Consider the following 25,082-nt stretch of genomic DNA (forward strand, 5'->3'; position numbering starts at 1 on the left):
TGTTCCCCCGTTGTTCCCCCGCTGGCCGTGCACCGGCGCGCGGCGAGGAACATTCTCCCGCAGCGCACCCCCCGAGATGCACAGTAAGCGAAGATCGACCGAAGTGCGGCGATATGGAAGGCGGTAGGGAATCAGAGCCAGCCGCGGGCGGCCGCCTCCGCGCCCGCCTGGAAGCGGCTGGTCACGCCGAGGCTCTCCACCACGGCGGCGATCTTGCGGGTGGCCGTCCTGGGGCTGACGCCGAGATGGCGGCCGATGGCCTCGTCCTTGAGCCCGGCGTTGAGCAGGCGCAGCACGAGCAGGTCCGCCTCCGCCGGGCGTTCCTGCGCCGCCTGCGGCAGCCCGGCCAGCGGCCGGCCGCGCTCCCAGTAGACGTCGAACAGCTCGACCAGGGCGTCCAGCAGCCGCGAGGGGTGCAGCAGGGCGATGTTGTCGTAGACGCCGTCCACCAGCGGGAACAGGCCGATCCTGCGGTCGGCGATGCGCAGCTTGAACGGCAGGTGCGCGACGAACCGGGACCGCTCGCCCTCCTCGGCCAGCCGGATCAACGTCTCCAGGCGGCCGGGCCGGTCCAGGGACTCGGCGCAGTAGACCACCCGGATGTCCACGCCGCGCGCCAGCAGTTGCCGGGTGCCCTCCAGCTCCGACTCGTTGGTGTCGTGGGAGTCGTCGGGGCGGCCCACGTACGGCGGGCGGTCGAAGCCGAGCAGTTCCACGCCGACCGTCCGCTGCAACTCGGTGATCACCCGCTTGACGGCCTCCTCGCCGGCCAGCACCTCCACGACGCCGGCGGGCCCGGAGCCCATCCGGCCGGAGTGGTAGAGCTGGGCGAAGTCCGACACGACCGTCCGGACCGCCGCGAGCCGCGCCTCGGTCTCCAGGCGCCGGCGGTCCACCAGCCACTCGATCGCCGCCTCCGGCGGCACGGCCTCGTACCGGCCGGGTCCGGTGCGGCGCAGCAGCCCGGCGTCGGCCAGGCGGGCCAGCCCGGCGCGCACCCGGGCGGGGCCGGTCTCCAGCGCGGCCGCGGCCTCGGCCGTGCGCAGGCCGGGTCCGCGCAGCAGCAGCCGGTAGAGCCGCTCGTCGAAGTCCGACAGGCCCACCGCGCCGAGCACAGAGCCGTCCGCCACAAAGCACCTTCCGAAAATGTCGTTTTTGGTCACGTGGCCGAAAATGTCAGCACTATATCTCGACACTGATCTCCACTGGACGCTTGACTCCAAGGCGGCCCTCCGGTGATCCTCCCCGGACGGGTGACCAGGCTCGTCCCCCTTGAGGAGCAATGTCCCGCAACACCCGCGTTCACCGCGCACTGGCACTGGCCGCCGCGCTGGCGGTCACCGCCGCCGTCCCGGCTTTGGCCGGGCCCGCAGTGGCCTCCACACTGGCAGCCGCCCCGCCCGCCGCCCCCTCCCCCTACGTCATCACCCTGACCGAGTCGCCTCTGGCCACCTACGACGGCGGCGTCACCGGCATCGCGCCCACCAAGGGCGGCAAGGGCAGGAAGGTGGACACCACCAGCCCCCACGCCAGGCGCTACCGCGACCGCCTGACCACCCGGCAGGACGAGGTGGCCCGCAGCGTCGGCGCGTCCGCCACCGCCCACCACGTGGTCGCCTCCAACAGCTTCACCGCCGACCTCACCCCCGCCCAGGCCCTGCGCCTGCACGCCACCCGGGGCGTGCTCTCGGTCACCCCGGACGTCCTGCACAAGGCCCTGGACGACCGGAACTCCACCGACTTCCTGCGCCTGTCCGGCGACCGCGGCCTGTGGGCCGCCCTCGGCGGCACGGGCAAGGCGGGCAAGGGCGTGGTCGTCGGCGTCGTCGACACCGGCATCTGGCCGGAGAACCCGTCCTTCGCCGGCCCCGCCCTCGGCACGGAGCCGCCCGCCGGCGCCGACCCGTACCGCCCCTATCTCAAGGACGGGGCCACGGTCATGCAAAAGGCCGACGGCTCCACGTTCACCGGTCTCTGCCAGACCGGCGAGCGCTTCACCGCCGACCTGTGCAACGGCAAGCTGATCAGCGCCCGCTACTTCGGCGAGCAGTGGCTGCGGCAGACCCCGCCGCAGCAGCGCGACGACTTCGCCTCGCCGCGCGACGCCCAGGGCCACGGCTCGCACACCGCCGGGACCGCGGCGGGCGACCACGGCGTCCCGGCCGCCGCGAACGGCATCGACTTCGGCACGGTCTCCGGCGTCGCGCCGGGCGCGGCGATCGCCGTCTACAAGGCGCTGTGGCAGGGCAAGGACGGCGGCACGACGGGCGGCTTCAGCTCCGACCTGATCGCGGCCATCGACCAGGCGGTGGCCGACGGCGTGGACGTGATCAACTACTCGATCGGCAGCGCGATGTCGGAATCGCCCGCCGACGACCCGATCCAGCTCGCCTTCCTGGCCGCCGCCCAGGCCGGCGTCTTCGTCGCCACCGCCGGCGGCAACTCCGGCCCCGACGCCTCCACGCTGGACAACACCGCGCCCTGGACGACGACCGTCGCCGCCGGCACGATCGCGCCCCGCCGGGGCGAGGTCCGGCTCGGCGACGGCGCCGCCTACCGGGGCATCAGCACCTCGGTCGTCGCGCCGCTCGGCCCCGTGCCGCTGGTGACCGCCGCGTCGGTGAAGGCGGGCCAGGCGGCCGACGCCGACGCCGAGGTGTGCGCGGCCGGCGCGCTCGACCCGGCCAAGGCCGCCGGGAAGATCGTCTACTGCGCGCGCGGGACGACGGCCCGCGTGGAGAAGTCGGCCGAGGTCAGGCGGGCCGGCGGCGTGGGCATGGTGCTGGGCAACCCGACCCCCCAGTCCACCGACGCCGACCTGCACGCCGTGCCGACCGTGCACGTGGACGCGCCCGACGCCGGGAGGATCGCGGCGTACGCGGCCACGCCGGGCGCGACGGCCACCCTGCTCCCCGCCCCCTCCGACGGCGTGGCCTACCCCGAGGTGACCAGCTTCTCCTCGCGCGGCCCCGCCCTGTCCGCCAAGGGCGACCTGCTGAAGCCGGACGTCACCGCCCCCGGCGCGGCGATCCTGGCCGCCGTGGCGCCGCCGGGCAACGACGGCAAGGACTTCGACTTCTACTCCGGCACCTCGATGGCCACCCCGCACATCGCCGGCCTGGCCGCCCTCTACCTCGGCCGGCATCCCCAGCTGTCGCCGATGGCGATCAAGTCGGCCATGATGACCACCGCCTACGACACCAGGACCCCGGACGTCTTCGCCCAGGGCGCCGGGCACGTGGACCCGTCCCGCATGTTCACCCCCGGCCTGGTCTACGACGCCGGGCCGAAGGACTGGTACGGGTTCCTGGAGGGCCTCGGCGTCGCCACCGGCACCGGCGTCGCGCCGCTGGCCGCCTCCGACCTGAACTACCCGACGATCGCGGTGGCCGAGCTGTTCGGCTCGCGCACGGTCACCCGCCGGGTGACGGCGCTCACGCCGGGCGTCTACCACGCCTCGATCGAGGTGCCCGGGTTCAGGGCGAAGGTCAAGCCGTCCACGCTGGTGTTCAAGGAGGCCGGCCAGGCCAAGGAGTTCACCGTCACGCTGGAGACGCTGCCCGAGGCCACCGGCGACACCGCCACCGGCCGGCTCACCTGGACCGGGGCGGGCATCAGCGTGCGCAGCGCGATCGTGGCCACGCCGCTGAGCGCCAAGGCGCCCGCCGAGGTGCGCGGCGCGGGCGCGGCCGGCTCCCTGTCCTTCGAGGTGACGCCGGGGCTGAAGAAGTTCCAGGTCACCCCGTACGGGCCGGTCTCGGGGGCCGAGACGCCCGGCACGGTCGGCCAGGACGAGGTGTGGGGCCGCGAGATCCCGATCACGGTGCCCGAGGGCGCCAGGGCCGCCGCCTTCCGGATCAAGGCGGTGAACCCGGAGGCCCAGGTGGGCGGCCTGCTCGTCTACGAGGGCCCCGGCGGCCGCGAGTTCGAGACATGGCTGTCCAGCCCGGACGGCGACCACCGCGCCGCGCTGTCCCGCCCGCGGCCCGGCAGGCACACCCTGATCGTGCTCAGCCTCGGTGACCTGCCGGGGACGACGTCCACGGCGTTCACCACCCAGGCCGACATCGTGGAGGCGGGCCACGCGCGCGGCGCGCTCACCGTGACGCCGGCCCGCCCGAAGGTGACCGCCGGCACGCCGGTCACGCTGACCGCGTCCTGGACGGGCGCGACGCAGCGCGTCAACACCGGCTACGTCGAGTACCCCAACGGCGCCGGGACGATCGTCACGATCAACTAGCCGCCCGCCGCTCCGGCCGCCACGGGAGAACCCGTCCGAACCGGACGAGTTCCCCGTAGTGGCCGGGGTCCACCGGGCCGAGGGCCAGGTCGAGCAGCGGGACGGCGGCCTGCTCCGGCGAAGGCGCGCCGCTGACGTCCCACCACAGGCCGGACGTCGGCGTGTTGATCATCCCGGGGCAGACGGCGGCCAGCAGGATCCCGCGGCGGGCGTCGTCCTCCCGCCGTTGTCCGGCCAGCGCCCGCACCGCGGCGACCTGCCAGACCTTGGACGGGATGTTGACGAAGCCCGGCCAGGACTGGGCGCGGGCGCTGCCGTCCCTGACCGCGTCGCGCCAGGCGGCCACCTGCGCGTCCACCTCCTCCAGGCTGGTCAGCCCGTCGAAGCGGTCGTGCAGGACGGGGGCCAGGTGGTGCAGCGTGCCCAGCGAGCTGCCGACCACCAGGAACCTGCCGCCGTCCCGGACCAGCGGGGCGAAGGCGCGCAGGAGCCGGGTGGTGCCGAAGTTGTTCACCTCGGTGTAGGCGTCGATGAGGGCGCGCATGTCGTCGTCCGGGCCGACGCGCATGACGGCGTTGCCCGCGACGACGTCCACGCCGCCGTGCCGCTCGCGCAGCAGGCCGGCGAGCTCGGCGGCGGCCCGCGGGTCGGCCACGTCGAGCAGCTCGCCGCGGACCCGGGCGCCGGTCGCCGGCATCGCCGCCGCGGCCTCGGCCACGCGGGCGGCGTCGCGCCCGGTGAGGTAGACGGTGTCGTCCGGCGTCATCCGGCGGGCCAGCCCTTCGACGAGGGCCAGCCCGAGCCCCTGCGTCGCGCCGGTCACCAGGGCGACCTTCGGGGTGGTGCTCATTGTCGCTCCTTCGAGAAGTGCTTGTGCGGGCCGGTGCGCGCTCCCGGCACCGGTCAGGTTAGGAGCGACCGGAGGCATTCGGGTAGCGAAAGTTCCTCAAGTCCGGTATGCGTGATCGTCATGGCCTTCACCGACGCGTCGCTCACCGCCCTGCGGGTCTTCCGGGAGGTCGCCGAGCGGGGCACGCTCACCGCGGCGGCCACCGCCCTCGGCTACACGCAGTCCGCCGTGTCCCGGCAGATCGCCGCGCTCGAACGCGCCGCCGGGGCCCGCCTGCTGGAGCGGCGGCACGACGGCGTGCGCCTGACCGCGGCCGGACGACTCGTGCTGCGCCGCGCCGCGGCCGTCGTGGACGAGGTCGACGCCGCGGCCAGGGAGCTGGCCGGGCTGCCCGGCGAGCCGGCGACCGTCCGGCTCGGCTGGTTCGCGGCGGCGGGGGCCGCGCTGGTGCCCCGCGCGCTGGCCGAGCTGCGCCGCACGCGTCCGTCCCTCGCGGTCACCGGGCGGGAGGACGGCAGCTCGGCCCTGGTCCGCGCGTTGCGGGCCGGCACGCTGGACCTGGCCCTGCTCAGCTCGGCCCCGCCGTTCCGCGCCCCGGACGCCGAGACGCCGCCGCTGGAGATCGAGATCCTCACCGAGCGTGGCCTGCGGGTGGCCGTCCCCGCCGGGCACCCGCTGGCCCGGGGCGAGTACGTGGACGTCGCCGACCTGCACGGCCGTCCCTGGATCGCCAGCCCGGCCGCCCCGGCGGGCGAGAGCCCCACCCTGGGCGTGTGGCCGGGCCTGGACGAGCGGCCGGAGACGGTGTTCGTCGTCCGCGACTGGCTGGCCAAGCTCGCCCTGGTGGCGGCCGGCTGCGGGCTGACCACGGTGCCGGCGTCGATGGGCCCGGCCGTGCCGGAGGGCGTACGGGTGCTGCCGGTGCGGGGCGGGCCGCGCGAGCAGCGGCGGCTGCTGCTGGCCCGCCTCCCCGGCCCCGTCCCCGGGCCGGTCGCGGACCTGGCGGGCGCGCTGCGCGCCGCCGCCGTCGGCTCCTGAGGCGGCCACCGGTTATGGTGTGGCCTGTGATCCGTGCCGTGGTGGTTGATGTCGACGACACCCTGTGCCTCACCGAGGCCGCGTGCTTCGAGCTGGAGAACGAGGTCCTGGGGCGGCTCGGCCACGGGCCCATGTCCAGGGCGGTGCACGTGGCGACCTGGGGCCGGTCGCTGCACGAGGCCATGCCGCTGCGCTCGCCCGGTCTCGACGTGGCCGCCTACCTGCCCCTGCATCACGCCGTGCTGCGCGAGTACGTGGCGGCCGGGCTGGTCGACGTCGTCCCGGGGGAGAACCTGCGCGCGATCGACGAGCTCAACGCGGCCGGGCGCGCGGTCATGCTGCTGACCTCGCGCGACGAGGCCGAGATGGAGCACCTGATGGCGCCGGGCCACGCGCTCGACGGCCGGATCGCGGCCGTCTACCACGCCGGCAACACCCGCTTCGGCAAGCCCGACCCGCGCGCCTTCGACGAACTGCTGGCCGCCACCGGCCTGGCCCCCGACGAGTGCCTCTACGTGGGCGACTCCCCCACCGACGCGGCGGCGGCCACCGGCGCGGGCCTGCGGTTCGTCGCCTGCATGCAGAGCGGGCTGCGCCGGCCCGCCGACTTCGCCCCGCACCCGGTCGACGCCTTCATCGACGCCTTCCCCGACCTGACCGGCACCGTCGCCCTGCTGGAGGAGGCCGCCCGCGGCCCGCTGACGACGGCCCTCGACTAGCGCGTCCCGGCGTCTGGACAAGGGGGCCGGGGTGGCGTAGAGCCGAGGGTATGAGCGCCTCGGAACTGCCGAACGACGAGCTGCGCGCCGCCGTCGCCGCGCGCCGGGAGCTGGGTCCCGACTACGAGCAGGCCCTGGTGGACTCGTTCCTGGAGCGGGTCGGCCACGAGATCGACCGGAAGGTCGAGGAGCGGCTCGCCCAGCGCGCCCCTCAGGACGGCGGCCACCGCGGGATGTCCGCGGGCCTGGCCTACTTCTCGGTGATCTTCGGTGTGGGCGGGACGATCGCGCTGGTGGGCCAGCCGGACGGGCTGATCGCCGCGATCGTCATGCTGGTCGCCCTCACCGTGATCAACGTGGCCGTCGCCCTGCGCGAGCGCCGCCGCTGAGCGCGCGGGTCAGCCGCGCCGCCGGATCCTCAGCACGTTGTCGACGCGGACGGCCGGCGTGCCGCCCGGGGCGGTCTGGGCGCGTTCGAACTCCTCGGCCCGCAGCACCTCCCACTCCCCCTCGGCCAGCTCCAGAGCGTCCAGCACCTGTTGCGGGGTGGGCAGCTCGACGCGGGCTTCGGGCTCCCACGGCGGGGGGCCGGCGTGCCCGAGCACCAGGAGCTGACCGCCGGGCGCGACGGCCGCGGCGGCGGCGCGCAGGACCTTCTCGCGCGACAGCTCGGCGGGCGAGTGCAGGTAGCTCGCGGTGACCAGGTCGTACTCGCCCTCGGGGAAGGACTCGGCCAGGTCGTGACGCTGCCAGTCGACGCGCTCGGCCACGCCCGCCTCCGCGGCATGGGCGGCGGCGCGGGCCAGGGCCACGCCGGAGATGTCGGCGGCGGTGACCCGCCAGCCGCGGCGGGCCAGCCACACGGCGTCGGCGCCCTCGCCGCAGCCCAGTTCCAGCGCGGTGCCGGGTGCCAGGTCCGCGACCTCCTCGACCAGGCGCGCGTTGGGGTTGCCGCTCCAGATCCGTTCGGACTGCCCGTAGCGGTCGTCCCAGAACTGTTCGCCGGAGACCGGCGCGCCGGCGGCGGCCGCCACCGCGCGGCGGGTCTCCTCCTCGATCAGGTCGGCGTTGATCGCCGCCGCCGCCTTCACTCCCGCGGCGGCGGCGCCGATGACGTTCTCGCCGAGGTTGGCCACGTTCCCGGCCACCCACACGCCGGGGACGCCGGTCGCGCCGGCCGGGTCGGCGGGCACGTGGACGCCCATGACGTGCCCGTTCATGAGCTGCTCGGCCGTCTCGACGCCGAGCCCGGCCAGCAGGGCCGAGCGGGCGGTGAAGCGCGGCGCGACCACGAAGGCCCGGCACGGGACGACGTCGCCGTTCTCCAGGGTGACGCCGGTGAGCGGGCCGGAGTCCGGCGACAGGCCGGCGACCCGCCCTTCGACGACGGTGACGCCGCGCGCGGCCAGCCTGGCCCGGTCCTCCTCGCCGAGCGGCGGGGCGGTGTGCGTGAAGAGCGTCACGTCGTCGCTCCACTGCCGCCACAGCAGCGCCTGGTGGGCGGCGATCGAGCCGGCGGCCAGCACGCCGATCGGCTGGTCGCGTACCTCCCACCCGTGGCAGTACGGGCAGTGCAGCACCTCCCGCCCCCACCGCTCGGCCACGCCGGGCAGGTCGGGCAGCTCGTCCACCAGGCCCGTGGTGACCAGCAGCCGGTCCGCCACGACCGCGGACCCGTCGGCCAGGCGCACGCGGAAACCGCCGGCGTCCAGGCGTTCGGCCGCCACGACGGAGCCGGTGACGAGCTCGCCGCCGTACCCGGTCACCTCGGCGCGGCCGGCGGCCAGCAGGTCGAGCGGCGGGGTGCCCTCCCGGCCCAGGTAGGTGTGCACGCCGCCGGCCGGGGCGTTGCGCGGCCGGCCCTCGTCGATCACCAGCACCCGGCGGCGGGCCCGGCTCAGGGTCAGGGCGCCGCTGAGCCCGGCGGCCCCGCCGCCGACGACCACCACGTCGTACTTGTCGTCCATCGCGTTCCTCCAGAGATGTGCCGATGGCACACTGTGCGTCCCGCGCGACGCGGTTGACAAATGTCGTTGCCGAAATGGCAAGCTGGACCGCATGGACGAGACACCGGATCTCGACGAGGTCCTGCGCGCGGTGGGGCCGCGGCTGCGGGCGTTGCGGCAGCGGCGGGGTGTGACGCTGGCCCAGCTCGCCGAGGCCACGGGCATCTCGGTCAGCACGCTGTCGCGGCTGGAGTCGGGCGGCCGCCGGCCCACGCTGGAGCTGCTGCTGTCGCTGGCGCGCGCCCACCAGGTGCCGCTGGACGAGCTCATCGACGTGCCGCCGACCGGCGATCCGCGGGTGCACCTGCGGCCGGTGTCGCGGCACGGCATGACGTACATCCCGCTGAGCCGGCGTCCGGGCGGGATCCAGGCGTACAAGCACATCTACCCGCCGGGCTGGCCGCACGGCGAGTACGAGCAGCGGGCCCACGAGGGCTACGAGTGGCTCTACGTCCTGTCCGGGCGGCTGCGCCTGCTGCTCGGCGAGCACGACGTGCTGCTGACGGCGGGCGAGGTGGCCGAGTTCGACACCCGCGTGCCGCACGCGTTCGCCAATCCCGGCCCCGAGCCCACGGAGGTGCTCGCCCTGTTCGGGCGGCAGGGCGAGCGCATGCACGTGCGCGCCCGCCCCACCGCCGGATGAGCCGCCGCCCGACGAGCCACCGCCCGACGAGCCGCCGCTCGGGACGTGCCGGTCAGGAGGTGCCGAAGCCGTCCAGCTGCTCGCGCTCCTCCGGGGTGGCGAGCTCCTGGAAGACGGTGATGTGCAGGCCGCCGGGCGCGTCGAGGCGGGCGTTGAGCGACTGCCAGGGGGTGAGCGTGGGCGGGGCCACCTCGTCCGCGCCGGCCGACACCAGGCGGGCGGTGGTCGCACGGGAGTCGTCCACCTCGAAGGCGACCCGGAGCTTGGGCGCCACCTGCCGGCCCACCTCGACGTCGTCGATCATCTTCTTCTGGGCGGGGTTCGCGATCTCCAGGGTGGCCCGGCCCGCGTCGAGGATGGCCACGCGGGCGCCGTCGCCGGAGGAGTAGGCGGCCTCCTCGGGCAGGCCGAGCACGTCGCGGTAGAAGGTCAGCGCCGCCTCGTAGTCCTCCGCCTCGACGACCAGCCGGAGCTGTCGGACGGCCGGGGCGTCGGGGTGGTCGTTCATGGGTTCTCCTCATCGGATGCGGACGATCACCCCCGCCAACCCGCGCCGCGGCCGGTACATTCCCTTTCCTGGCTCGTTCAGGCCGCGGTCAGGGCCTTGACCAGGTCGTCGAGGACGACGCCGGCGGCCAGCGGGGCGCCGCGGGTGCTCCAGACGGAGCCGTTCACCGGCACGACGTGCCCCGCCCTGACCGCTTTCAGCTCCTTGAACGCGGGCGTCCGCCGCACCTCGTCGAGCGTCTTCTCGCCGTCGGTGGTCAGCGTGGAGACGAACAGCCATTCGCCGTCGATGTCCGACAGCGCCTCCAGGCTGAGCGGCATGGAGTGGGCGGTGCCGTCCTTGTCCTGGGCGGCGGGACGGGTCAGGCCCAGGTCGGTGGCGACAAAACCGGCGAACTGCCGCTTCTCCATCCAGCTCGGGCCCTGCGGGTTCCAGCGCACGATGCTCACCTCGGCCGGCCTGATCCTGGCCTTGGCCGCGGCGACGCGGGCGTCGTAGTCGGCCATGACCTTCCTGGCCGCGTCCAGCTTGTTGAGCGCGTTGCCGACGCCCATGAACGACAGCTTCCAGTCGTCGGCGGGGGCCATCGTGACCACGGTGGCCGGGGTGACCTTGCGGAGCTGGTCGAGCACCTGCTGGTCCTGGAGGTCGCCGGCGAGGATGAGGTCCGGACGGGCCTCGACGACCTTGTCGATGACCGGCTGCAGCAGGTTGCCCACGACCGGGATGCCCTTCACCTTGTCGGCCAGGTAGGCCGGCGGCGTGTCGATGCCCTGGCCGTTGGTGATGCCCACCGGGGTCACGCCGAGGGCCAGGACGGCGTCCAGGTCCTCCTGGGTGAGGGTGACCACGCGCTTGGGCTCGGCCGGGACCTTGATCAGGGTGCCGGTGGCGTCCTTGACCTCCCGGACGGCCGGCGCCGCGGCGGCGGACGCGCCCGGCGCGGCGGGTGCGGAGGACGCGCCCGGCGCGGCGGGTGCGGAGGACGCGCCGCACGCCACGGCGGTCAGGACGGCGGCGGCGGCGACGAGCAGTCCGCCGACCCTGCGGAGAGGGGCCATACGAGCTCCCGAGCTAAGAAATGAGGTAAGCCTTACCTTTTTTAGGTTAGCCTTACCTTATGTTTACGCAAGTCCGGGCCTTCGGACTGGGCGCCGCCGCGCTGCTGGCCCTGTGCGCGGCGTCCATGCTCACCGGCGCGGGCCGGGTCGCCCCCGGGCAGGTCCTCGACCACCTGCTCGGCGGCGGCGGGGACGACCACCTGCGCATGGTGGTGGACACACTGCGCCTGCCCCGGACGCTGGCCGCCCTCGTCGTCGGCGCCGCGCTCGGGGTCTCGGGCATGCTGCTGCAGTCGGTCACCCGCAACCCGCTGGCCGAGACCGGGCTGCTCGGCGTGAACGCGGGCGCCGCCCTCGGCGTGGTGACCGGGATCGTCACCGCCGGGGCGCAGACCGGGGGCGCGTACCTGGGATGGGCGCTCGGCGGCGCGCTGCCGGCCACCGGGGTCGTGCTCGCGATCGGGGCCCGGCTCTCGCCGCTGAAGCTGGTGCTGGCCGGGGCCGCCCTGTCGGCCACGCTCACCGGGATCACCACGGCCGTGCTGGTGGCCGACCCGGTCACGTTCGACCAGTACCGGTTCTGGATCCTCGGCTCGCTGGCCGGGATCCCCATGGACCGGGTGCTGGCGATCGCGCCGGCGGTCGCGGCGGGGCTGGTCATGGCGGCCGTAGCGGCCCGGCCGCTGGCGGCGCTGGCGCTCGGCGACGACCTGGCCGTCGCGCTCGGGCACCGGCCGGGGCGCACGCGGCTGTGGGTGACGATGGCGGTGACGCTGCTCAGCGCCGCGGCGGTCGCGGTGGCCGGCCCGATCGGCTTCCTCGGCCTGCTGGCCGGTTACCTGTCCAGGTCCCTGGGCGGGGGGCGGGTGGGGCCGCGGATCGTGCTGTCCGGGCTGGCCGGGGCGGTGGTGCTGCTGGGGGCCGACGTGCTGGCCCGGGTGGTCATGCGGCCGTACGAGGCGCCCGTGGCGCTGCTGGTCGCCGTGCTGGGGGCGCCGGTGCTCGTCGTGGTGGCCCGGTCGCGGGCGGTGGCCGCCGGGCCCGGTGACCTGGTCCCGTCCCGCGCGCCGCGGCGGCGGCCCGCCCGCGGGGCAGCGCGGGCGGGTGGGCCTTCGCCTTCCGACGCGCGCGTCGTGCGGGGGCGGGGCTGGTCGGTGCTGGTGCCCGTACGGTCCTCCGTGGCGGCGGCGGTGTTGCTGGCGGTCACCGCGGTGGCCGTCGTGGCGGCGGTGGCGGCCGGGCAGTCGGGCATGACGGCCGGGCAGGCGCTGAGTGCCCTGGCGGGCGCGGGCGAGGGCGGGCACGTGCTGCTCGTCCAGGAGATCAGGCTGCCGCGGGTGGTGGCGGGGCTGGTGGCCGGGGCGGCGCTCGGGCTGTCCGGCTGCCTGACCCAGGCGCTGGCCCGCAACCGGCTGGCCACCCCCGACATGCTCGGCATCAACCAGGGCGCGGTCATCGCCATCATGGTCGCCGGGATGGCGTCCGCCTCGGGCACGCTGTTCGCCCACTGGTGGATCGGTCCCGTGGGCGCGCTGGCCGCCGCCGTGGCGGTGTTCGCCGTCTCGGGCGGCGTCGGCCGGCAGGGTTACCGGTTCATCGTGACGGGGCTGGCGCTGACCACGCTGGCCGGCGCGCTCACCCAGTCGCTGCTGGCCTGGCAGGGGCTCGGCTCGGCCACGGCCGTGCACTCCTGGAGCGTGGGCAGCCTGGCCGGGCGCGGCTACTCCGTCGCCCTGCCCGTGGCCGCCGGGCTGGCGGTGCTGGTCCCGGCCGCGCTCGCGCTGGCCCGCCGGGTGGCGGTGCTGCGCTTCGACGAGGACGTCAGCGCCGGGCTCGGCGTCGATCCGGGCCGGACCAGGATCGCCCTGCTGGCGCTCGCCGTCGTACTGGCCGGGCTGGCGGCGGGCGTGGCCGGGCCCGTCGCGTTCGTGGCCCTGGCCGCGCCCGTCGTCGCCGCCCGGCTGGCAGGACCGGCCCGGTTGCCCCTGGTCGGCGCGCCGCTCACCGGGGCGGCGCTGGTCGTGATCGCCGACACGGCCGGACGCGTGGCCGCCGACGGCGCCGAGATCCCCGTGGGCGTCGTGACCAGCATCCTGGGCGGCCCCTTCCTGCTGTGGACCCTGCTGTCGGACCGGAGGCCGTGACATGACACCCGTTACCACCCCGATCGTCGAGCCCGCCGGCACGTCCGGCCGGTGCAAGGTGACGTTCCTCTGGCGGCCCAGGTCGCGCCACGAGCAGGCGGTCGTGCTGATCAACACGATGACCGACCGCGACCGGCACGCGGGCGACATCAGCAGACATGTCATGACCCGCCGTCCGGGCAGCGACCTGCTCCACCTGACCTACGAGCTCGACGCCGACCTGCGGGCCGGCTACCAGATCCTGCCCTGCGACCGGCTGCCGGGCACCGACCGGGACTCCTGGCTCCAGGTCATGCGCACGGCCGTGCCGGATCCGGGCAACCCGCTCACCGTGCCCGGCCCGCCGGACCGGCGTCCCTCATCGTTGCTGGAGCTGCCGCAGGCGCCGCCGCAGCCGTACCGGGAGCGCCGGCCGGGCGTGCCGCGCGGCCGGGTCGGCCAGGCGCGGTCGGGCGGGCGGCGGGTGTGGGTCTACACGCCGCCCGGCCCGGCCGCCGGTCCCCTTCCCGTCGTGGTGCTGCTGGACGGCGAGGTGTGGGCCGGGCGCGTCGCGCCCACCCTGGACAATCTGGTGAACGAGGGCCGCCTCCCGCCGCTCGTCGTGCTGATGCCCGACTCGGTGGACCGGCCGGCCCGGCTGCGGGAGCTGGCCTGCCACGAGCCGTTCGTCCGCTACCTGGCCGACGACCTGCTGCCGTGGGCGGAGCGCACGTGGCGGGCGACCAGCGACCCGGGGCTGACCGTGATCGCGGGGCAGAGCCTCGGCGGGCTGACCGCCTCCTACGCCGCGCTCCTCGCGCCCGGACGGTTCGGCAACGTCCTGTCGCAGTCGGGGTCGTACTGGTGGCCCGACGAGGATCCGGAACGGCTGACCCGCCGGTACGCCGCCGTCCCGAGGCTGCCGGTGCGCTTCCACGTCGAGGCCGGCCGGCTGGAGTGGATGCTGCTGGAGGAGAACCGCCGCTTCGCCGGCACCCTCGCCGCCCAGGGGTACGAGGTGAGCTACACCGAGTACAACGGCGGCCACGACCCGGCCTGCTGGCTCGGCGGCCTGGCCGACGGCCTCACCGACCTCGCGGCGGGCTGGCTGTGAACGTCAGGGACGCGATCCGCCGCCGCGCCGAGGCCCACGCCCCCGAGCTGGTCGCGCTCAGCCACCGGATCCACGCCCACCCCGAGACCGCGTTCGAGGAGCACCGGGCGGCCTCCTGGACCGCGGGCCTGCTCGAAGCGGGCGGGTTCGCGGTGACGGCGGGCGCGGGCGGCCTGCCGACGGCCTTCTCCGCCTCTCTCGGCAGCGGCCCGCTGACCGTGGCCTTCTGCGCCGAGTACGACGCGCTGCCCGGCCTCGGCCACGCCTGCGGCCACAACGTGATCGCCGCCGCCTCGGCCGGCGCGGGCCTGGCGCTGGCCCCGTTCGCCGACGAGCTGGGGCTGACCGTGAAGGTCGTCGGCACCCCGGCCGAGGAACGCGGCGGCGGCAAGGCGCTGCTGCTGGAGGCGGGGGTGTTCGACGGCGTGGACGCCGCCATGATGGTGCATCCCGGGCCGTTCGAGACCGTCCGGTTCCGCTCGTTCGCGCTCGGCACCCTGGACGCCGAGTACACCGGACGGGCCGCGCACGCGACCCTCGCCCCGCACGAGGGCCGCAACGCGGCCGACGCGGTGACGCTGGCCCAGGTGGCGATCGGCCTGCTGCGCCAGCAGCTCCCGCGCGACCTGCGCGTGCACGGCGTGGTCACCTCGGCGGGCGAGGCCCCCAACGTCATCCCGGCCAGGTCCACGGCCTCCTACGAGATCAGGGCCGCCGCCGCGCGGGACCTGGCGGGGCTGCGGGCGCGGGTGGAGTCCTGCTTCCGCGGCGCGGCGACGGCGACCGGCTGCGAGCTGCGGCTGACCCGGCCGGAGCCCGACTACCTGGACTTCCGCGACGACGCCGCCCTGGCCCGTCTGTACGCGGCCAACGCCGCCGCGCTGGGCCGCCCGGGGCCGGTGGAGCGTGAGCCGTTCGCGGTGACGGACATGGGGAACGTGTCGCACGTCGTGCCCGCCGTCCACCCCATGCTGGACATCGGGGCGGGCGGGGCCGCGCCGCACGAGCCGGGGTTCGCGGCCGCGGCGGCGGCCCCGGCGGCCGACCGCGCGCTGGTGGAGGCGGCCGTCCTGCTCGCACTGACAGCCGCCGACCTGGCGCTCACCCCGTAGCCCCGGACGTCCCGCACGATCGCAGACCTGGCGCTCACCCGGTAGTCGCGCGGCACCCGCACGGTCGCCGACCTGGCGCTCACCCCGTAGCCCCGGCCGGCCGCCGGCTTGGTGCTCAGCCGGTGGGTTCGGCCTTGCGCGCGGTGACCGCGGCGGGCCGGAGCAGCGCCGCGGTGCCGCAGGCGGCCAGCAGGAACGCCGCGGCGGCCAGCAGTGCGGCGCGGTACCCGGCCAGGGCCGCGGCCGCGGCGCACACGCCGACGCCGAGCCCGCCGCCGAGCATGCGCAGCGACTGGAACAGGGTCATGGCCCGGCCCATCACCTGCGGCCCGACCGTCGTGAACGCCGACACCTGCACCGCCGTCACAGCCTGCCCGAGCACCAGGCCCACGGCGAACATGACGGCCCGCAGCGTCCAGGGGCCCGGCTCGGCCAGCGCGAGGAACGCGAACAGCGCCGCGCCGCCGAGCAGCCCGGCCGCCACCACCCGCCGCTCGCCCCAGCGGGCGCAGGCGCGGTCCACCAGGAACCCGGCGGCCATGAGCCCCAGCGCCTCGGGGAAGACGACGAGACCGGCGTCGGTGGCCGTGGCCGCCAGCGCGTCCTGGTACATCAGGGGGAAGGCGAACAGCATGCCGAGCAGCCCGGCGGCCGACAGCGTGGCGGTGGCCGCGCCGCGCAGGAAACCGCGGTCGGCCAGCAGCACGTCGCGCACGTCCAGCCATCCGCCCCCCGTGCTCCCGCCCGTGCCCTTGGACCTCCCGCCGCCCGTGCCCCCGCCCGTCCCGCCGCCCGTCCCGCCGCCCGTGCCGGGGGCGGGCCGCGGCGCGGCGGCGCCGGTGAGCAGGGCCGCCGCGCCGAGCGGCAGGTTGACCAGGAACGCCCAGCGCCACGAGAGCGTGTCGGCCAGCAGGCCGCCGAGCACCGGACCGAGCGCGGGCGCGAGCGCGGTCGGCACCACGATGTGCCGGGACAGCCGCATGCGCTCCTCGGGGGCGTAGGCGGCGAACAACATGGCCATCCCGGCGGGCGTCAGGACGCCGCCCGCCGCTCCCTGCAGCACCCGGAAGCACACCAGCGACCCCAGGTCCCACGACAGCGCGCACAGCCCGGAGGCCGCCGTGAACGCGGCGAGCGCGGCCAGGAAGACGCGCGACGCGCCGTACCGGTCGCACAGCCAGCCGGCGACCGGCATGGCGATCGCGAGGCTGGCCAGGAACGCCGACTCCACGGCGTTCGCCGCGGCGGGCGGCACGCCGAGGTCGGCCGCGACGGCGAACAGCGCCGGGTTGACGATCGTCGCGTCCAGGCCGCTCACGCACATCGCCGTGACGTAGGCGGCCAGTACGCGGCCCCTCACCGGCGCAGGCTGCGGGGGCGCAGGTCGGTCCAGGACGCCTGGACGTAGGCCAGGCAGGCGGCCCGGCCGTCCGGCCCGAAGCGCACCGACCAGCCGTCGGGGACGGCGGCGAAGGAGGGCCACAGGGAGTGCTGGTCCTCGTCGTTGGCCAGGACGAGGAACTGCCCGTCCGGGTCGTCGAAGGGGTTCACGGGGTGTGCTCCTGGGTCGCGGGGGCGGCGCCACGGGGGCCGGGGCCGCCTGGTCGGTCGATTCCGTCGAGGTGGTCGAGATGATCGAGGCGGTCGAGGTGGTCGAGGCGGGCGGCGACGATCGCGGCGATCTCGGCGATCGGGCCCGGCTGTGTCATGTCCTTGTGGCTGCAGGCCACGTCGTGCGTCTCGATCGTGCCGCCGACGTGCGGGCGCCAGGCGTCCGCGGTCAGGGTGTCGTCCACCGTGTCGACGGTGGCGCGGAAGAACAGCACGTCGCCGTCGAAGCGGCGGGTGTCGAGGGCGCGGACGAGGCGGTTGGTGTTGAGGTAGAGGTCCTTCAGCTCGGCCAGCGTCCCGGCCGGCAGCCCGGCCAGGGGGCTGGACTCGCGGCGCAGGATCTCCGCCACCCGCTCCAGCGTGAGGGCGGCGTCGGGGGCGAAGCCGGCCATCGTGAGCAGCGCCTCCAGCGCCTCGGCCTCGTCGGACGGCGGCAGGTCGCGCATGCCCTCGGCGGGGTAGGCGTCCAGGACGGCCAGCAGCGCGACCTCCTGCCCGGCCAGCCGGAGCTGCACGGCCATCTCCTGGGCGATGATCCCGCCGGTGGACCAGCCCAGCAGGTGGTAGGGGCCGCGCGGGCGCACCAGCCTGAGCTGGGCCACGTAGTCGGCGGCCAGGCGGCGCAGCGAGGTGGGCAGGTGGTCGCGGCGGGCCTGCAGCCCGTAGATCGGGCGGTCCCGGACGTGCCGGAGGAGGCCGCCGTAGCACCAGCTCAGCCCGCCCGCCGGGTGCACGCAGAACAGCGGCGGGCGGGAGCCGGACTCGCGCAGCGGCAGCAGCGTCCGCAGCGGGTCGGTGCGCGCGCCGCCCTGTGCCAGGGCGGTGAGCGCGGCGGCGGTCGGCGCCTCGAACAGCGCGCCGACGGACACCTCGGCGCCGAACACCTCCTTGACCCTGGCCACCAGCCGGACCGCGAGCAGGGAGTGGCCGCCGAGGTCGAAGAAGCCGTCGTCCACGCCGACCCGGGGCAGGCCGAGCACCTCGGCGAACAGCGCGCACATCGCCTCCTCGCGCGGCCCGTCCGGCAGCCGGCCGCCGCCGGTGGGGACCTCGGGGGCGGGCAGGGCGGCGCGGTCGAGCTTGCCGTTCACGGTGAGCGGCAGCGCGGGCACCCGGACGACGGCGGCCGGCACCATGTAGCCGGGCAGCACCCGCGCCACGAACGCCCGCACCTCCCCCACGTCGGCGTCCGCGGCGAAGGCGGGCCCCTCGGAAGCGGGCCCCTCGGAAGCGGGCCCCTCGGAGGTGAATCCCTCGGAGGCGGTTCCGGCGGGGGCGGTTCCGGCGGGGGCGGTTGCGGCGGGGGCGGTTGCGGCGGGGGCGGTTGCGGCGGGTGGGACGATGTAGGCGGTGAGGCGCTGGTCGCCGGGGCGGTCCTCGCGGACGATCACGGCGGCCTGGGCGACCGACGGGTGCCGCAGCAGGGCCGCCTCGACCTCGCCCGGCTCGATGCGGAAGCCGCGCACCTTGACCTGCTGGTCGGCGCGGCCCGCGTAGTCGAGCGTGCCGTCGGCGCGCCATCTGGCCAGGTCGCCGGAGCGGTACATGCGGGTGCCGGGCCGTCCGAAGGGGTCGGCGACGAACCGTTCGGCGGTAAGACCGGGCCGGCCGAGGTAGCCGCGGGCGAGGCCGTCCCCGGCGACGTACAGCTCGCCGACCACGCCGGGAGGCACCGGCCGCAGGCGGTCGTCCAGGACGTAGACCCGCAGGTCCGGGATGCCGCGCCCGATCGGGCTGCCGTGCTGCTCGCCGGGCGGCAGCACGTGATGGGTGACGTGCACGGTCGTCTCGGTGATGCCGTACATGTTGACCAGCCGCGGCCCGGCCGGGCGGCGGGCCCGCCAGGGGGCGAGGCGGGCGGGCTCCAGCGCCTCGCCGCCGAAGATCACGTACCGCAGGGCCAGGTCGCGGCCGTCGTCGGCGGCGATGAGCTGGTAGAACGCCGACGGCGTCTGGTTGAGCACGGTGACCCGCTCGCGTTCCAGCAGGGCGAGCAGGTCGCCCGGGGACCGGCTGGTCTCGTACGGCACCACGACCAGGCGGCCGCCGTACAGCAGGGCGCCCCACAACTCCCACACCGAGAAGTCGAAGGCGTAGGAGTGGAACAGCGTCCACACGTCGCCGGGGCCGAACCCGAACCACGCGTCGGTGGCCGACAGCAGCCGGACGACGTTGTGGTGGGTGACGACCACGCCCTTGGGCCGCCCGGTGGAGCCGCTGGTGTAGATGACGTACGCGGCGTCCCCCGGACGCAGGTCGCGCTCCGGGTCGTGGTCCAGCCAGTCGCCGAGGTCGCCCAGCCAGGACGCGTCCACGACGCACACCGGCCCGGCGTCGGCGATCATGTGGTCGGTCCTGGCGGCCGGGTGGGACGGGTCGAGCGGCAGGTAGGCCGCGCCCGTCTTGACCACCGCGAGCAGCGCCGCCACCAGGTCGGGCGAGCGGGGCAGCGACAGCGCGACGACGGCGCCGGGCCGGGCGCCGTGGGCGATGAGCTTGTGCGCCAGCCGGTTGGCGCGCGCGTTCAGCTCGGCGTACGTCCAGGTGTCCACGGCGACGGCGTCCGGGGTGCGGCGGGCCTGGGCCTCGAAGAGGCCGGGCAGGGTGCCGCCGGGCTCGCTGACCAGGTCGCCGTTCCACTCCTCGACCAGGGTGCGGCGTTCGGCGGCGTCGAGCAGGTCGTACGAGCCGAGCGGCCGGTCCGGATCGGCCACCGCCTGTTCCAGCAGGCGGGTCAGCCGGCCGGCGAGGGCGCGGGCGGTGGCCCGGTCGAACAGGTCGCGGTTGTACTCCAGGAACCCCGCGCCGGACGGGCCGACGTTCAGGGTCAGGTCGAACTTCGCCGTCCCGGTGTGGACGACCTCGACGCCGGGCGGTTCGGCGGCGTCCTGGTGGACGAGCATGACCTGGAACAGCGGGTGCCGGTCGCGCGACCTGGGCGGGTTGAGCGCCTCGACGAGCCGGTCGAAGGGCAGCTCGGCGTGGTCGAACGCGGTCAGGTCGGCGGCCTTGACCCGGTCCAGCAACTCGGCGAACGACGGGTCGCCCGAGGTGTCGGCGCGCAGCACGAGGGTGTTGACGTAGAAGCCGACGCTGCCGTCCAGGGCGCTGTGGCCGCGGCCGGCGACGGGCGTGCCGATCGGGATGTCGGTGCCCGCGCCGAGCCGGGTGAGCAGGGCGGCCAGGGCGGCGTGCAGCACCATGAAGACGCTGGCGCGGGCGCGGCGGGCCAGCGCCTCGACCTCGGCCATGAGGGCGGGCCGGAACGTCACGGGGACCGTGCCGCCCGCGCCGCCCAGCACGGCGGGCCGTGGCCGGTCGAAGGGCAGGTCGAGCCGGTCCGGCAGGCCGGCCAGCGTGGCCCGCCAGTGTTCCAGGCCGGTCAGGGGCAGGTCGCGCTGCCACAGCGTGTAGTCGGCGTACTGGACGGGCGGCGGCCCGAACGCCGGCGCCTGTCCGCTCCGGCGGGCCTCGTAGGCCGCCCTCAGGTCCCCGACCAGCGGCCCCGCCGACCAGCCGTCGCCCGCGATGTGGTGCAGGACGAGCATCAGCACGTGCTCGTCGCGCCCGAGCCGCAGCAGGTGGGCGCGGAAGGGCGGCTCGGCGGCCAGGTCGAAGCCGCGGCGGGCGATCCGGCGCATGGCCGCGGCGGGCTCGGCCGGCTGCCAGACGGGCATCGGGACGCTGTGCCGGTCCAGGACCCGCTGGCAGGGGACGCCGTCGCGTTCGGGGAAGACCGTGCGCAGGATCTCGTGCCGGGCCACGACGTCGTCGAGCGCGGCCCGCAGCGCGGCGCGGTCCACGTCGCCGCCGAGCCGCAGCGCCAGCGGGATGTTGTACGTCGGGCTGGGCCCCTCCATCCGGTACAGGAACCAGAGCCTGGCCTGCGCGGACGACAGCGGCACCGGGTCGGGCCGCATCGCCGCCGGCCCGGTCCGCGGGGACGGGAACAGGGGCGGCCGGGGGGCGGCGGTGACGCCGAGCCGGGCCGCGAGCCCGGCCGGGGTGGGGGCGTCGAACACGGTCCTGATCGGCACGGCGGCGCCGAAGGTCTCCCTGATGCGCACGGTGAGGCGGGCGGCCAGCAGCGAGTGGCCGCCCAGGTCGAAGAAGCCGTCCTCGGGGCCCGCCGCCGGGAGGTTCAGCACCTCGGCGAACAGCGCGCACATGGTCTCCTCGGCGGCGTTCGCGGGCCCGCGGCCGGTGGCGGCCCTGGCCTCGGGGGCGGGGAGGGCGGCCCGGTCGAGCTTGCCGTTGGGCGTACGGGGCAGCGCCTCCAGGGTGACGACCTGGGCGGGCGTCATCCCGGCAGGCAACCGCGCGGCCGCGAACCGCAGCAGCTCCGCGCCGGTCGGGAGGTCCGCGCCGGGTGGGCTGGGGATGACGTAGGCGACCAGGCGGCCGGAGTGGGCGGCGACCGCGGCCGCGGCCACCGACGGGTGCTCCTCCAGCACCGCCTCGACCTCGGCCGGCTCGATCCGCACGCCGCGTACCTTGACCTGGTCGTCGGCCCGGCCCAGCAGCTCCAGCCGTCCGGGGGAGGCCCAGCGGGCGCGGTCGCCCGTCCGGTACAGCCGTGACCCGCCGGGACCGGCGACGAACCGCTCGGCCGTCAGGTCGGGACGCCCGAGGTAGCCGCGGGCCAGCCCCTCCCCCGCCAGGTACAGCTCGCCGACGGCGCCCGGCGGCGCCGGTTGCAGCGCGTCGTCGAGCACGTGCGCCGACGAGCCCGCGGTGGGCCCTTCCGAGCCGTCGCCGAGCCAGGTGTAGGCGTCCACGGTGGCCTCGGTGGGGCCGTAGTGGTTGACGGCGAACGTGCGCTCGCGCAGCGCCCGCCACAGCGGGCCGGGCACGGCCTCGCCGCCGACCACGACGACGCGCGGCGGCTCGGCCAGCAGGCCGGGCAGCTCCTTCAGGTGGGAGGGGGTCAGGTCCAGGTAGTCGACGCCGTGCTCGCGGACGTAGGCGGTCAGGGCCTCGGGGTCGCGGTAGCGGTCGTCGCCGAGCAGGTGCAGCTCGTGGCCGCCGATCATCCACAGCAGCGGGTCCAGCGAGGCGTCGAACGAGAACGACGCGGTGTGCGCGACGCGCAGCCGCCCGCCGTCCGGGAACAGGCGCTCGCGGTGGGAGTCCAGGAGGGCGGCGAGCCCGCCGTGGGTGCCCACGACGCCCTTGGGCCGGCCGGTGGAGCCGGAGGTGTAGATGACGTACGCGGCGTCGCCCGGCCCGGGGAGAGGCAGCGGATCCGGCGTGCCGGAGGCGTCCCCGGCCCAGCCTGGGGCGTCCCCCGCCCAACCTGGGGCGTTCCCGGCCCAGCCGGGGGTGAGCACGACGGACGGGGCGGCGTCGGCCAGCATGAGGGCGCGCCGCTCCGCCGGGTAGGAGGGGTCCACCGGCAGGAAGGCCGCGCCGCTGCGCAGCACCGCCAGCAGCGCCACCACCAGCTCGGCCGAGCGCGGCAGGACGACGGCCACGACCCGCTCCGGGCCCGCGCCGCCGGCGGCCAGCCGCCGGGCCAGCCGGTCCACCCGCGCGCCCAGCTCCTCGTAGGTGAGCCTGTCGCCGTCGCACACCAGGGCCGTCTCGGCGGGCGTCAGCCGGACGCGTTCCAGGAAGGCGTCCACCACGGTCCGCCCAGCGGTCCGCCCAGCGGTCTGGCCGTCTGTCCGCCCGGCGGTCCGGCCGTCCGTGCGGCCGTCCGTGCGGCCGTCGGCCCGCCTGGTGGCGCGACCGGTGGCGGGGCCGGTGGCGCGACGGGTGGCGTGGCGGGTGGCGTGGCCGGTTCGTGGTGGGGCTTCGGGGGGAAGGGCCGCGCGGTCGTCGGCGGTGAGGAGGGGGAGGCGGCCGAGCGGGGTGTCCGGGGAGGCGCCGGTCAGGGTGGTGAGGAAGCCGGCCAGGCGTCGGGTGTGGGCGGCCAGCGCGGCCTGGTCGTAGCGGGCGGCGTTGCCGTCGAGTTCCAGGGTGAGGCGGTCGCCGTCGGGCAGCAGGGCCACGGCCAGGTCGTCCACCGGTCCGGCGGCCAGGTTGGTGACGGTGCCGGTCGCGTTGCCGAACTTCGTCTCGGCCGGGAACGGCTTGATGTTGAGCAGCGGGCCGAACAGGGCCCGCGACGTCCCGCCGAGTCCCAGGTCGCGGCGCAGGTCCTCGATGCGGTAGCGGCCGTGGCGGCGGGCCTCGGCGATCCGGCGGGCGGCCTGCCCGACCAGGTCGCCGACCGTGCGCGCGGGCCGTACGTCGAGCCGGACCGGCAGCACGTTGACCGTCAGGCACGGCACGCGGACGGCGGCCCCGGTGCGGTTCATCAGCGGCAGCCCGACCAGCACGTCGGTGCCGCCGGTGAGCCGTCCCACGTAGCAGGCCAGGCCGGCGGCGGCGACGTCGGCCCAGGTGGCGCGGGCGGCGCGGGCCAGGGCGTCCCACCGGGGCAGGGACGGCAGGACGGCGCGCCGCCGTACGACCTCACGGGCCGACAAGGGGGGCGTCCCGGCGAGCCCGGCGACCTCGCGGGCCGACAAGGCGGGCGTCCCGGCGAGCCCGGCGGGCTCGGGGGCGCCGGCCAGCCGCTCCAGCCAGTACGCCCGGTCGCCGGCCCGCCGTTCCGAGGCCAGGTACGCCTCCTCCTCGGCCAGCAGCGCCGCCATCGACCCGAACGGCCCCGCCCCCGGCGCCAGCCCGTCGGCCAGCGCCGTGTAGATGTCGGCGGTCCGGCCGACCAGCATCGACAGGGCGTAGGCGTCGATGAGGATGTGGTGGGCCCGCAGGTACCAGACGTGGTGGTCGCCGGCCAGGCGCAGCAGCGCGTGCCGCGACAGGGGGCCGGTGACGACGTCCACGGGCGCGGCCAGGTCGGCCCGCATCCAGGCGTCGGCCGCGGCCTCAGGGTCGGGCTCGCCGCGCAGGTCCAGCACGGTCAGGCAGCCGCGCAGCGAGTCGTAGTCGGGCAGGTACTGGGCCGGTTCGGCGGTGAAGCGCACGCGCAGCGGCTCGGCCTCGGCCAGGCAGCGTTCCAGCGCCCGCGCGAAGAGGGCCGGGTCGAGCGGGCCGCGCAGGTCGATGCGGTCCGCGGCGTTGTAGACGGGGTTGGCGGGGTCCAGGCGCTGGGCGAGCCAGATCCCGGCCTGGGCGCCCGTGAGCGGCATGGTCTGCAGGGTCACGCGGGCCGCTCCTCGGGAACGCGGGGACGGGTCGGGACGGCGGTCACGTGAGCAGCTCCGCCCAGGCCGCGATGGTGGGCCGGTCCACGAGGTCGGGGAAGCCGATGTCGCGGCCCTCCCGCTTCCACGCCTCGATGAGCGTCATCACCCTGATGGAGTCCAGGCCGGCGTCCAGCAGGTCGTCGTGCGGGCCGAGCTCGGCGGGCTCGACGTACAGCAGGCCGGCGATCTGGGCGCGCAGGCGCTCCTCGGCCTCAGACACCGGCCACCGCCCCCGACAGGGCGCGGCTGACGCGGGTGGTCGTGGTGGTGACGGCGCACCGCTCGGCGGCGTAAGTGAGGGCCATCTCGTGGTGCTGCCGGGAGAAGTCGGCGACGGCGTCGGCGACGACGAACGCCTGCACGTCCCGCATGAACGCCTCACAGGCGGTCATCAGCACGCCGATGTGGGCGTACACCCCGCAGATGACGAGCTGGTCGCGACCCTGCCCGGCCATCAGCTCGGCGAGCCCGGTGCGCTGGTAGGCGCTGTAGCGCCACTTGGTGAGCAGCACGTCGCCGTCGCCGGGCGCCAGTTCGTCGGCGATCGCGGCCTCGCGCGGGTCGGCGCCGATGCCGGTGCCCCAGAAGTCCAGCAGCAGGCCGCGCTGCTCGGCGCTCTGGGCGCCGGGCTGGGCGGAGTAGACGACGGGCACGCCCAGCTCGGCGCACCGCTCGCGCAGCGCCAGCACGTTGGCCATCAGCTCGACCATCGGCGAGCGGCCGGGGGTGAAGGCGCGCAGGAAGTAGTTCTGCATGTCGTGCACGAGCAGCACGGCCCGGCGCGGGTCGGGCCGCCAGTCCACCCGGTTGGCCGGGAGCTCGGACGGCATGGCGTACGGTTCGATCCTGGGGATCGGCATG

The 25,082-nt window shown here is 76.0% G+C and carries 18 protein-coding genes; 8 read left to right on the forward strand and 10 right to left on the reverse strand.

Going from position 1 to position 25,082, the window contains the following annotated elements; all coding sequences use genetic code 11:
* Nucleotides 1–131 precede the first annotated feature (131 nt).
* On the reverse strand, nt 132–1,130 hold the full coding sequence (locus ACFYUV_RS28955; RefSeq protein ID WP_358297721.1) for a hypothetical protein: 999 nt from the start codon (nt 1,128–1,130) through the stop codon (nt 132–134).
* A gap of 152 nt (nt 1,131–1,282) precedes the next feature.
* On the opposite strand from ACFYUV_RS28955, the gene ACFYUV_RS28960 reads away from it, so the two are divergent.
* Nucleotides 1,283–4,240, forward strand: a complete 2,958-nt coding sequence (locus tag ACFYUV_RS28960) for a S8 family serine peptidase (protein ID WP_387673296.1) — start codon at nt 1,283–1,285, stop codon at nt 4,238–4,240.
* On the opposite strand, the gene ACFYUV_RS28965 is transcribed toward ACFYUV_RS28960, so the two are convergent.
* Nucleotides 4,233–5,090: an SDR family NAD(P)-dependent oxidoreductase gene (locus ACFYUV_RS28965; RefSeq protein WP_387673299.1), complete on the reverse strand. Its 858-nt coding sequence runs from the start codon at nt 5,088–5,090 to the stop codon at nt 4,233–4,235. The two genes, ACFYUV_RS28960 and ACFYUV_RS28965, sit on opposite strands and share 8 nt — an antisense overlap.
* A gap of 120 nt (nt 5,091–5,210) precedes the next feature.
* On the opposite strand from ACFYUV_RS28965, the gene ACFYUV_RS28970 reads away from it, so the two are divergent.
* Genes ACFYUV_RS28970 through ACFYUV_RS28980 form a run of 3 tightly spaced genes read left to right on the forward strand, consistent with a single transcriptional unit; the run spans nt 5,211 to nt 7,236 of the window.
* Nucleotides 5,211–6,128, forward strand: a complete 918-nt coding sequence (locus tag ACFYUV_RS28970) for a LysR family transcriptional regulator (RefSeq protein ID WP_387673302.1) — start codon at nt 5,211–5,213, stop codon at nt 6,126–6,128.
* Between the two features lie 38 nt (nt 6,129–6,166).
* Nucleotides 6,167–6,847, forward strand: coding sequence for an HAD family hydrolase (locus tag ACFYUV_RS28975; protein WP_387673305.1), 681 nt, complete (start codon nt 6,167–6,169; stop codon nt 6,845–6,847).
* 50 nt (nt 6,848–6,897) lie between these two features.
* Nucleotides 6,898–7,236 carry a hypothetical protein gene (locus ACFYUV_RS28980; RefSeq protein ID WP_387673308.1) on the forward strand — a complete coding sequence of 113 codons (339 nt, stop codon included), beginning with the start codon at nt 6,898–6,900 and terminating at the stop codon, nt 7,234–7,236.
* A 9-nt stretch (nt 7,237–7,245) separates the two neighbouring features.
* Here ACFYUV_RS28980 and ACFYUV_RS28985 read toward each other — a convergent pair whose 3' ends face one another.
* Nucleotides 7,246–8,814 (reverse strand): FAD-dependent oxidoreductase, encoded by a 1,569-nt coding sequence (locus ACFYUV_RS28985; RefSeq protein ID WP_387673310.1) that lies wholly within the window; start codon nt 8,812–8,814, stop codon nt 7,246–7,248.
* A 91-nt stretch (nt 8,815–8,905) separates the two neighbouring features.
* Here ACFYUV_RS28985 and ACFYUV_RS28990 point away from each other — a divergent pair, with 91 nt between their 5' ends.
* Nucleotides 8,906–9,496 carry a helix-turn-helix domain-containing protein gene (locus tag ACFYUV_RS28990; RefSeq protein ID WP_387673313.1) on the forward strand — a complete coding sequence of 197 codons (591 nt, stop codon included), beginning with the start codon at nt 8,906–8,908 and terminating at the stop codon, nt 9,494–9,496.
* A 52-nt stretch (nt 9,497–9,548) separates the two neighbouring features.
* Here the strand turns inward: ACFYUV_RS28990 and ACFYUV_RS28995 are convergent, their stop codons facing one another.
* Together ACFYUV_RS28995 and ACFYUV_RS29000 are read right to left on the reverse strand one after the other, a co-directional pair.
* Nucleotides 9,549–10,004 carry a VOC family protein gene (locus ACFYUV_RS28995; protein ID WP_358297736.1) on the reverse strand — a complete coding sequence of 152 codons (456 nt, stop codon included), beginning with the start codon at nt 10,002–10,004 and terminating at the stop codon, nt 9,549–9,551.
* A 77-nt stretch (nt 10,005–10,081) separates the two neighbouring features.
* Nucleotides 10,082–11,065: an ABC transporter substrate-binding protein gene (locus ACFYUV_RS29000; protein ID WP_387673317.1), complete on the reverse strand. Its 984-nt coding sequence runs from the start codon at nt 11,063–11,065 to the stop codon at nt 10,082–10,084.
* A 59-nt stretch (nt 11,066–11,124) separates the two neighbouring features.
* Between ACFYUV_RS29000 and ACFYUV_RS29005 the strand changes: the two genes are divergently transcribed.
* Genes ACFYUV_RS29005 through ACFYUV_RS29015 form a run of 3 tightly spaced genes read left to right on the forward strand, consistent with a single transcriptional unit; the run spans nt 11,125 to nt 15,414 of the window.
* Nucleotides 11,125–13,209 carry an iron chelate uptake ABC transporter family permease subunit gene (locus tag ACFYUV_RS29005; protein WP_387673320.1) on the forward strand — a complete coding sequence of 695 codons (2,085 nt, stop codon included), beginning with the start codon at nt 11,125–11,127 and terminating at the stop codon, nt 13,207–13,209.
* Between the two features lies 1 nt (nt 13,210).
* Complete coding sequence (gene fes, locus ACFYUV_RS29010; protein WP_387673323.1) at nt 13,211–14,302, forward strand: enterochelin esterase; 1,092 nt, start codon at nt 13,211–13,213, stop codon at nt 14,300–14,302.
* On the forward strand, nt 14,299–15,414 hold the full coding sequence (locus ACFYUV_RS29015) for an amidohydrolase (RefSeq protein WP_387673326.1): 1,116 nt from the start codon (nt 14,299–14,301) through the stop codon (nt 15,412–15,414). Before fes ends, ACFYUV_RS29015 begins: the two co-directional genes overlap by 4 nt.
* A 115-nt stretch (nt 15,415–15,529) precedes the next feature.
* Here ACFYUV_RS29015 and ACFYUV_RS29020 read toward each other — a convergent pair whose 3' ends face one another.
* The 5 genes from ACFYUV_RS29020 to ACFYUV_RS29040 are packed head-to-tail and all read right to left on the reverse strand — an operon-like array spanning nt 15,530 to nt 25,081.
* On the reverse strand, nt 15,530–16,774 hold the full coding sequence (locus ACFYUV_RS29020) for an MFS transporter (protein WP_387673329.1): 1,245 nt from the start codon (nt 16,772–16,774) through the stop codon (nt 15,530–15,532).
* Nucleotides 16,771–16,965, reverse strand: a complete 195-nt coding sequence (locus ACFYUV_RS29025; RefSeq protein ID WP_358297748.1) for an MbtH family protein — start codon at nt 16,963–16,965, stop codon at nt 16,771–16,773. Before ACFYUV_RS29025 ends, ACFYUV_RS29020 begins: the two co-directional genes overlap by 4 nt.
* The gene (locus ACFYUV_RS29030; RefSeq protein ID WP_387673332.1) at nt 16,962–24,179 is read right to left on the reverse strand and encodes an amino acid adenylation domain-containing protein; all 7,218 of its coding nucleotides are present in this window, start codon (nt 24,177–24,179) and stop codon (nt 16,962–16,964) included. Before ACFYUV_RS29030 ends, ACFYUV_RS29025 begins: the two co-directional genes overlap by 4 nt.
* Before the next feature lie 43 nt (nt 24,180–24,222).
* Nucleotides 24,223–24,441: a phosphopantetheine-binding protein gene (locus ACFYUV_RS29035; RefSeq protein ID WP_387673335.1), complete on the reverse strand. Its 219-nt coding sequence runs from the start codon at nt 24,439–24,441 to the stop codon at nt 24,223–24,225.
* Nucleotides 24,434–25,081: an isochorismatase family protein gene (locus tag ACFYUV_RS29040; protein ID WP_387673337.1), complete on the reverse strand. Its 648-nt coding sequence runs from the start codon at nt 25,079–25,081 to the stop codon at nt 24,434–24,436. Before ACFYUV_RS29040 ends, ACFYUV_RS29035 begins: the two co-directional genes overlap by 8 nt.
* Nucleotide 25,082 lies beyond the last annotated feature (1 nt).

This window comes from Nonomuraea sp. NPDC003560 (assembly GCF_042878785.1).
Lineage (GTDB): Bacteria > Actinomycetota > Actinomycetes > Streptosporangiales > Streptosporangiaceae > Nonomuraea.

Excerpts from the sequence above, each read along its gene's own strand:
- ACFYUV_RS29040 (WP_387673337.1), bottom strand. The coding sequence starts at position 25,081 with ATGCCGATCCCCAGGATCGAACCGTACGCCATGCCGTCCGAGCTCCCG.
- ACFYUV_RS29005 (WP_387673320.1), top strand. The coding sequence starts at position 11,125 with ATGTTTACGCAAGTCCGGGCCTTCGGACTGGGCGCCGCCGCGCTGCTG.
- ACFYUV_RS28990 (WP_387673313.1), top strand. The coding sequence starts at position 8,906 with ATGGACGAGACACCGGATCTCGACGAGGTCCTGCGCGCGGTGGGGCCG.
- ACFYUV_RS28985 (WP_387673310.1), bottom strand. The coding sequence starts at position 8,814 with ATGGACGACAAGTACGACGTGGTGGTCGTCGGCGGCGGGGCCGCCGGG.
- fes (WP_387673323.1), top strand. The coding sequence starts at position 13,211 with ATGACACCCGTTACCACCCCGATCGTCGAGCCCGCCGGCACGTCCGGC.
- ACFYUV_RS29000 (WP_387673317.1), bottom strand. The coding sequence starts at position 11,065 with ATGGCCCCTCTCCGCAGGGTCGGCGGACTGCTCGTCGCCGCCGCCGCC.
- ACFYUV_RS28980 (WP_387673308.1), top strand. The coding sequence starts at position 6,898 with ATGAGCGCCTCGGAACTGCCGAACGACGAGCTGCGCGCCGCCGTCGCC.
- ACFYUV_RS28970 (WP_387673302.1), top strand. The coding sequence starts at position 5,211 with ATGGCCTTCACCGACGCGTCGCTCACCGCCCTGCGGGTCTTCCGGGAG.
- ACFYUV_RS28960 (WP_387673296.1), top strand. The coding sequence starts at position 1,283 with ATGTCCCGCAACACCCGCGTTCACCGCGCACTGGCACTGGCCGCCGCG.
- ACFYUV_RS28995 (WP_358297736.1), bottom strand. The coding sequence starts at position 10,004 with ATGAACGACCACCCCGACGCCCCGGCCGTCCGACAGCTCCGGCTGGTC.
- ACFYUV_RS28965 (WP_387673299.1), bottom strand. The coding sequence starts at position 5,090 with ATGAGCACCACCCCGAAGGTCGCCCTGGTGACCGGCGCGACGCAGGGG.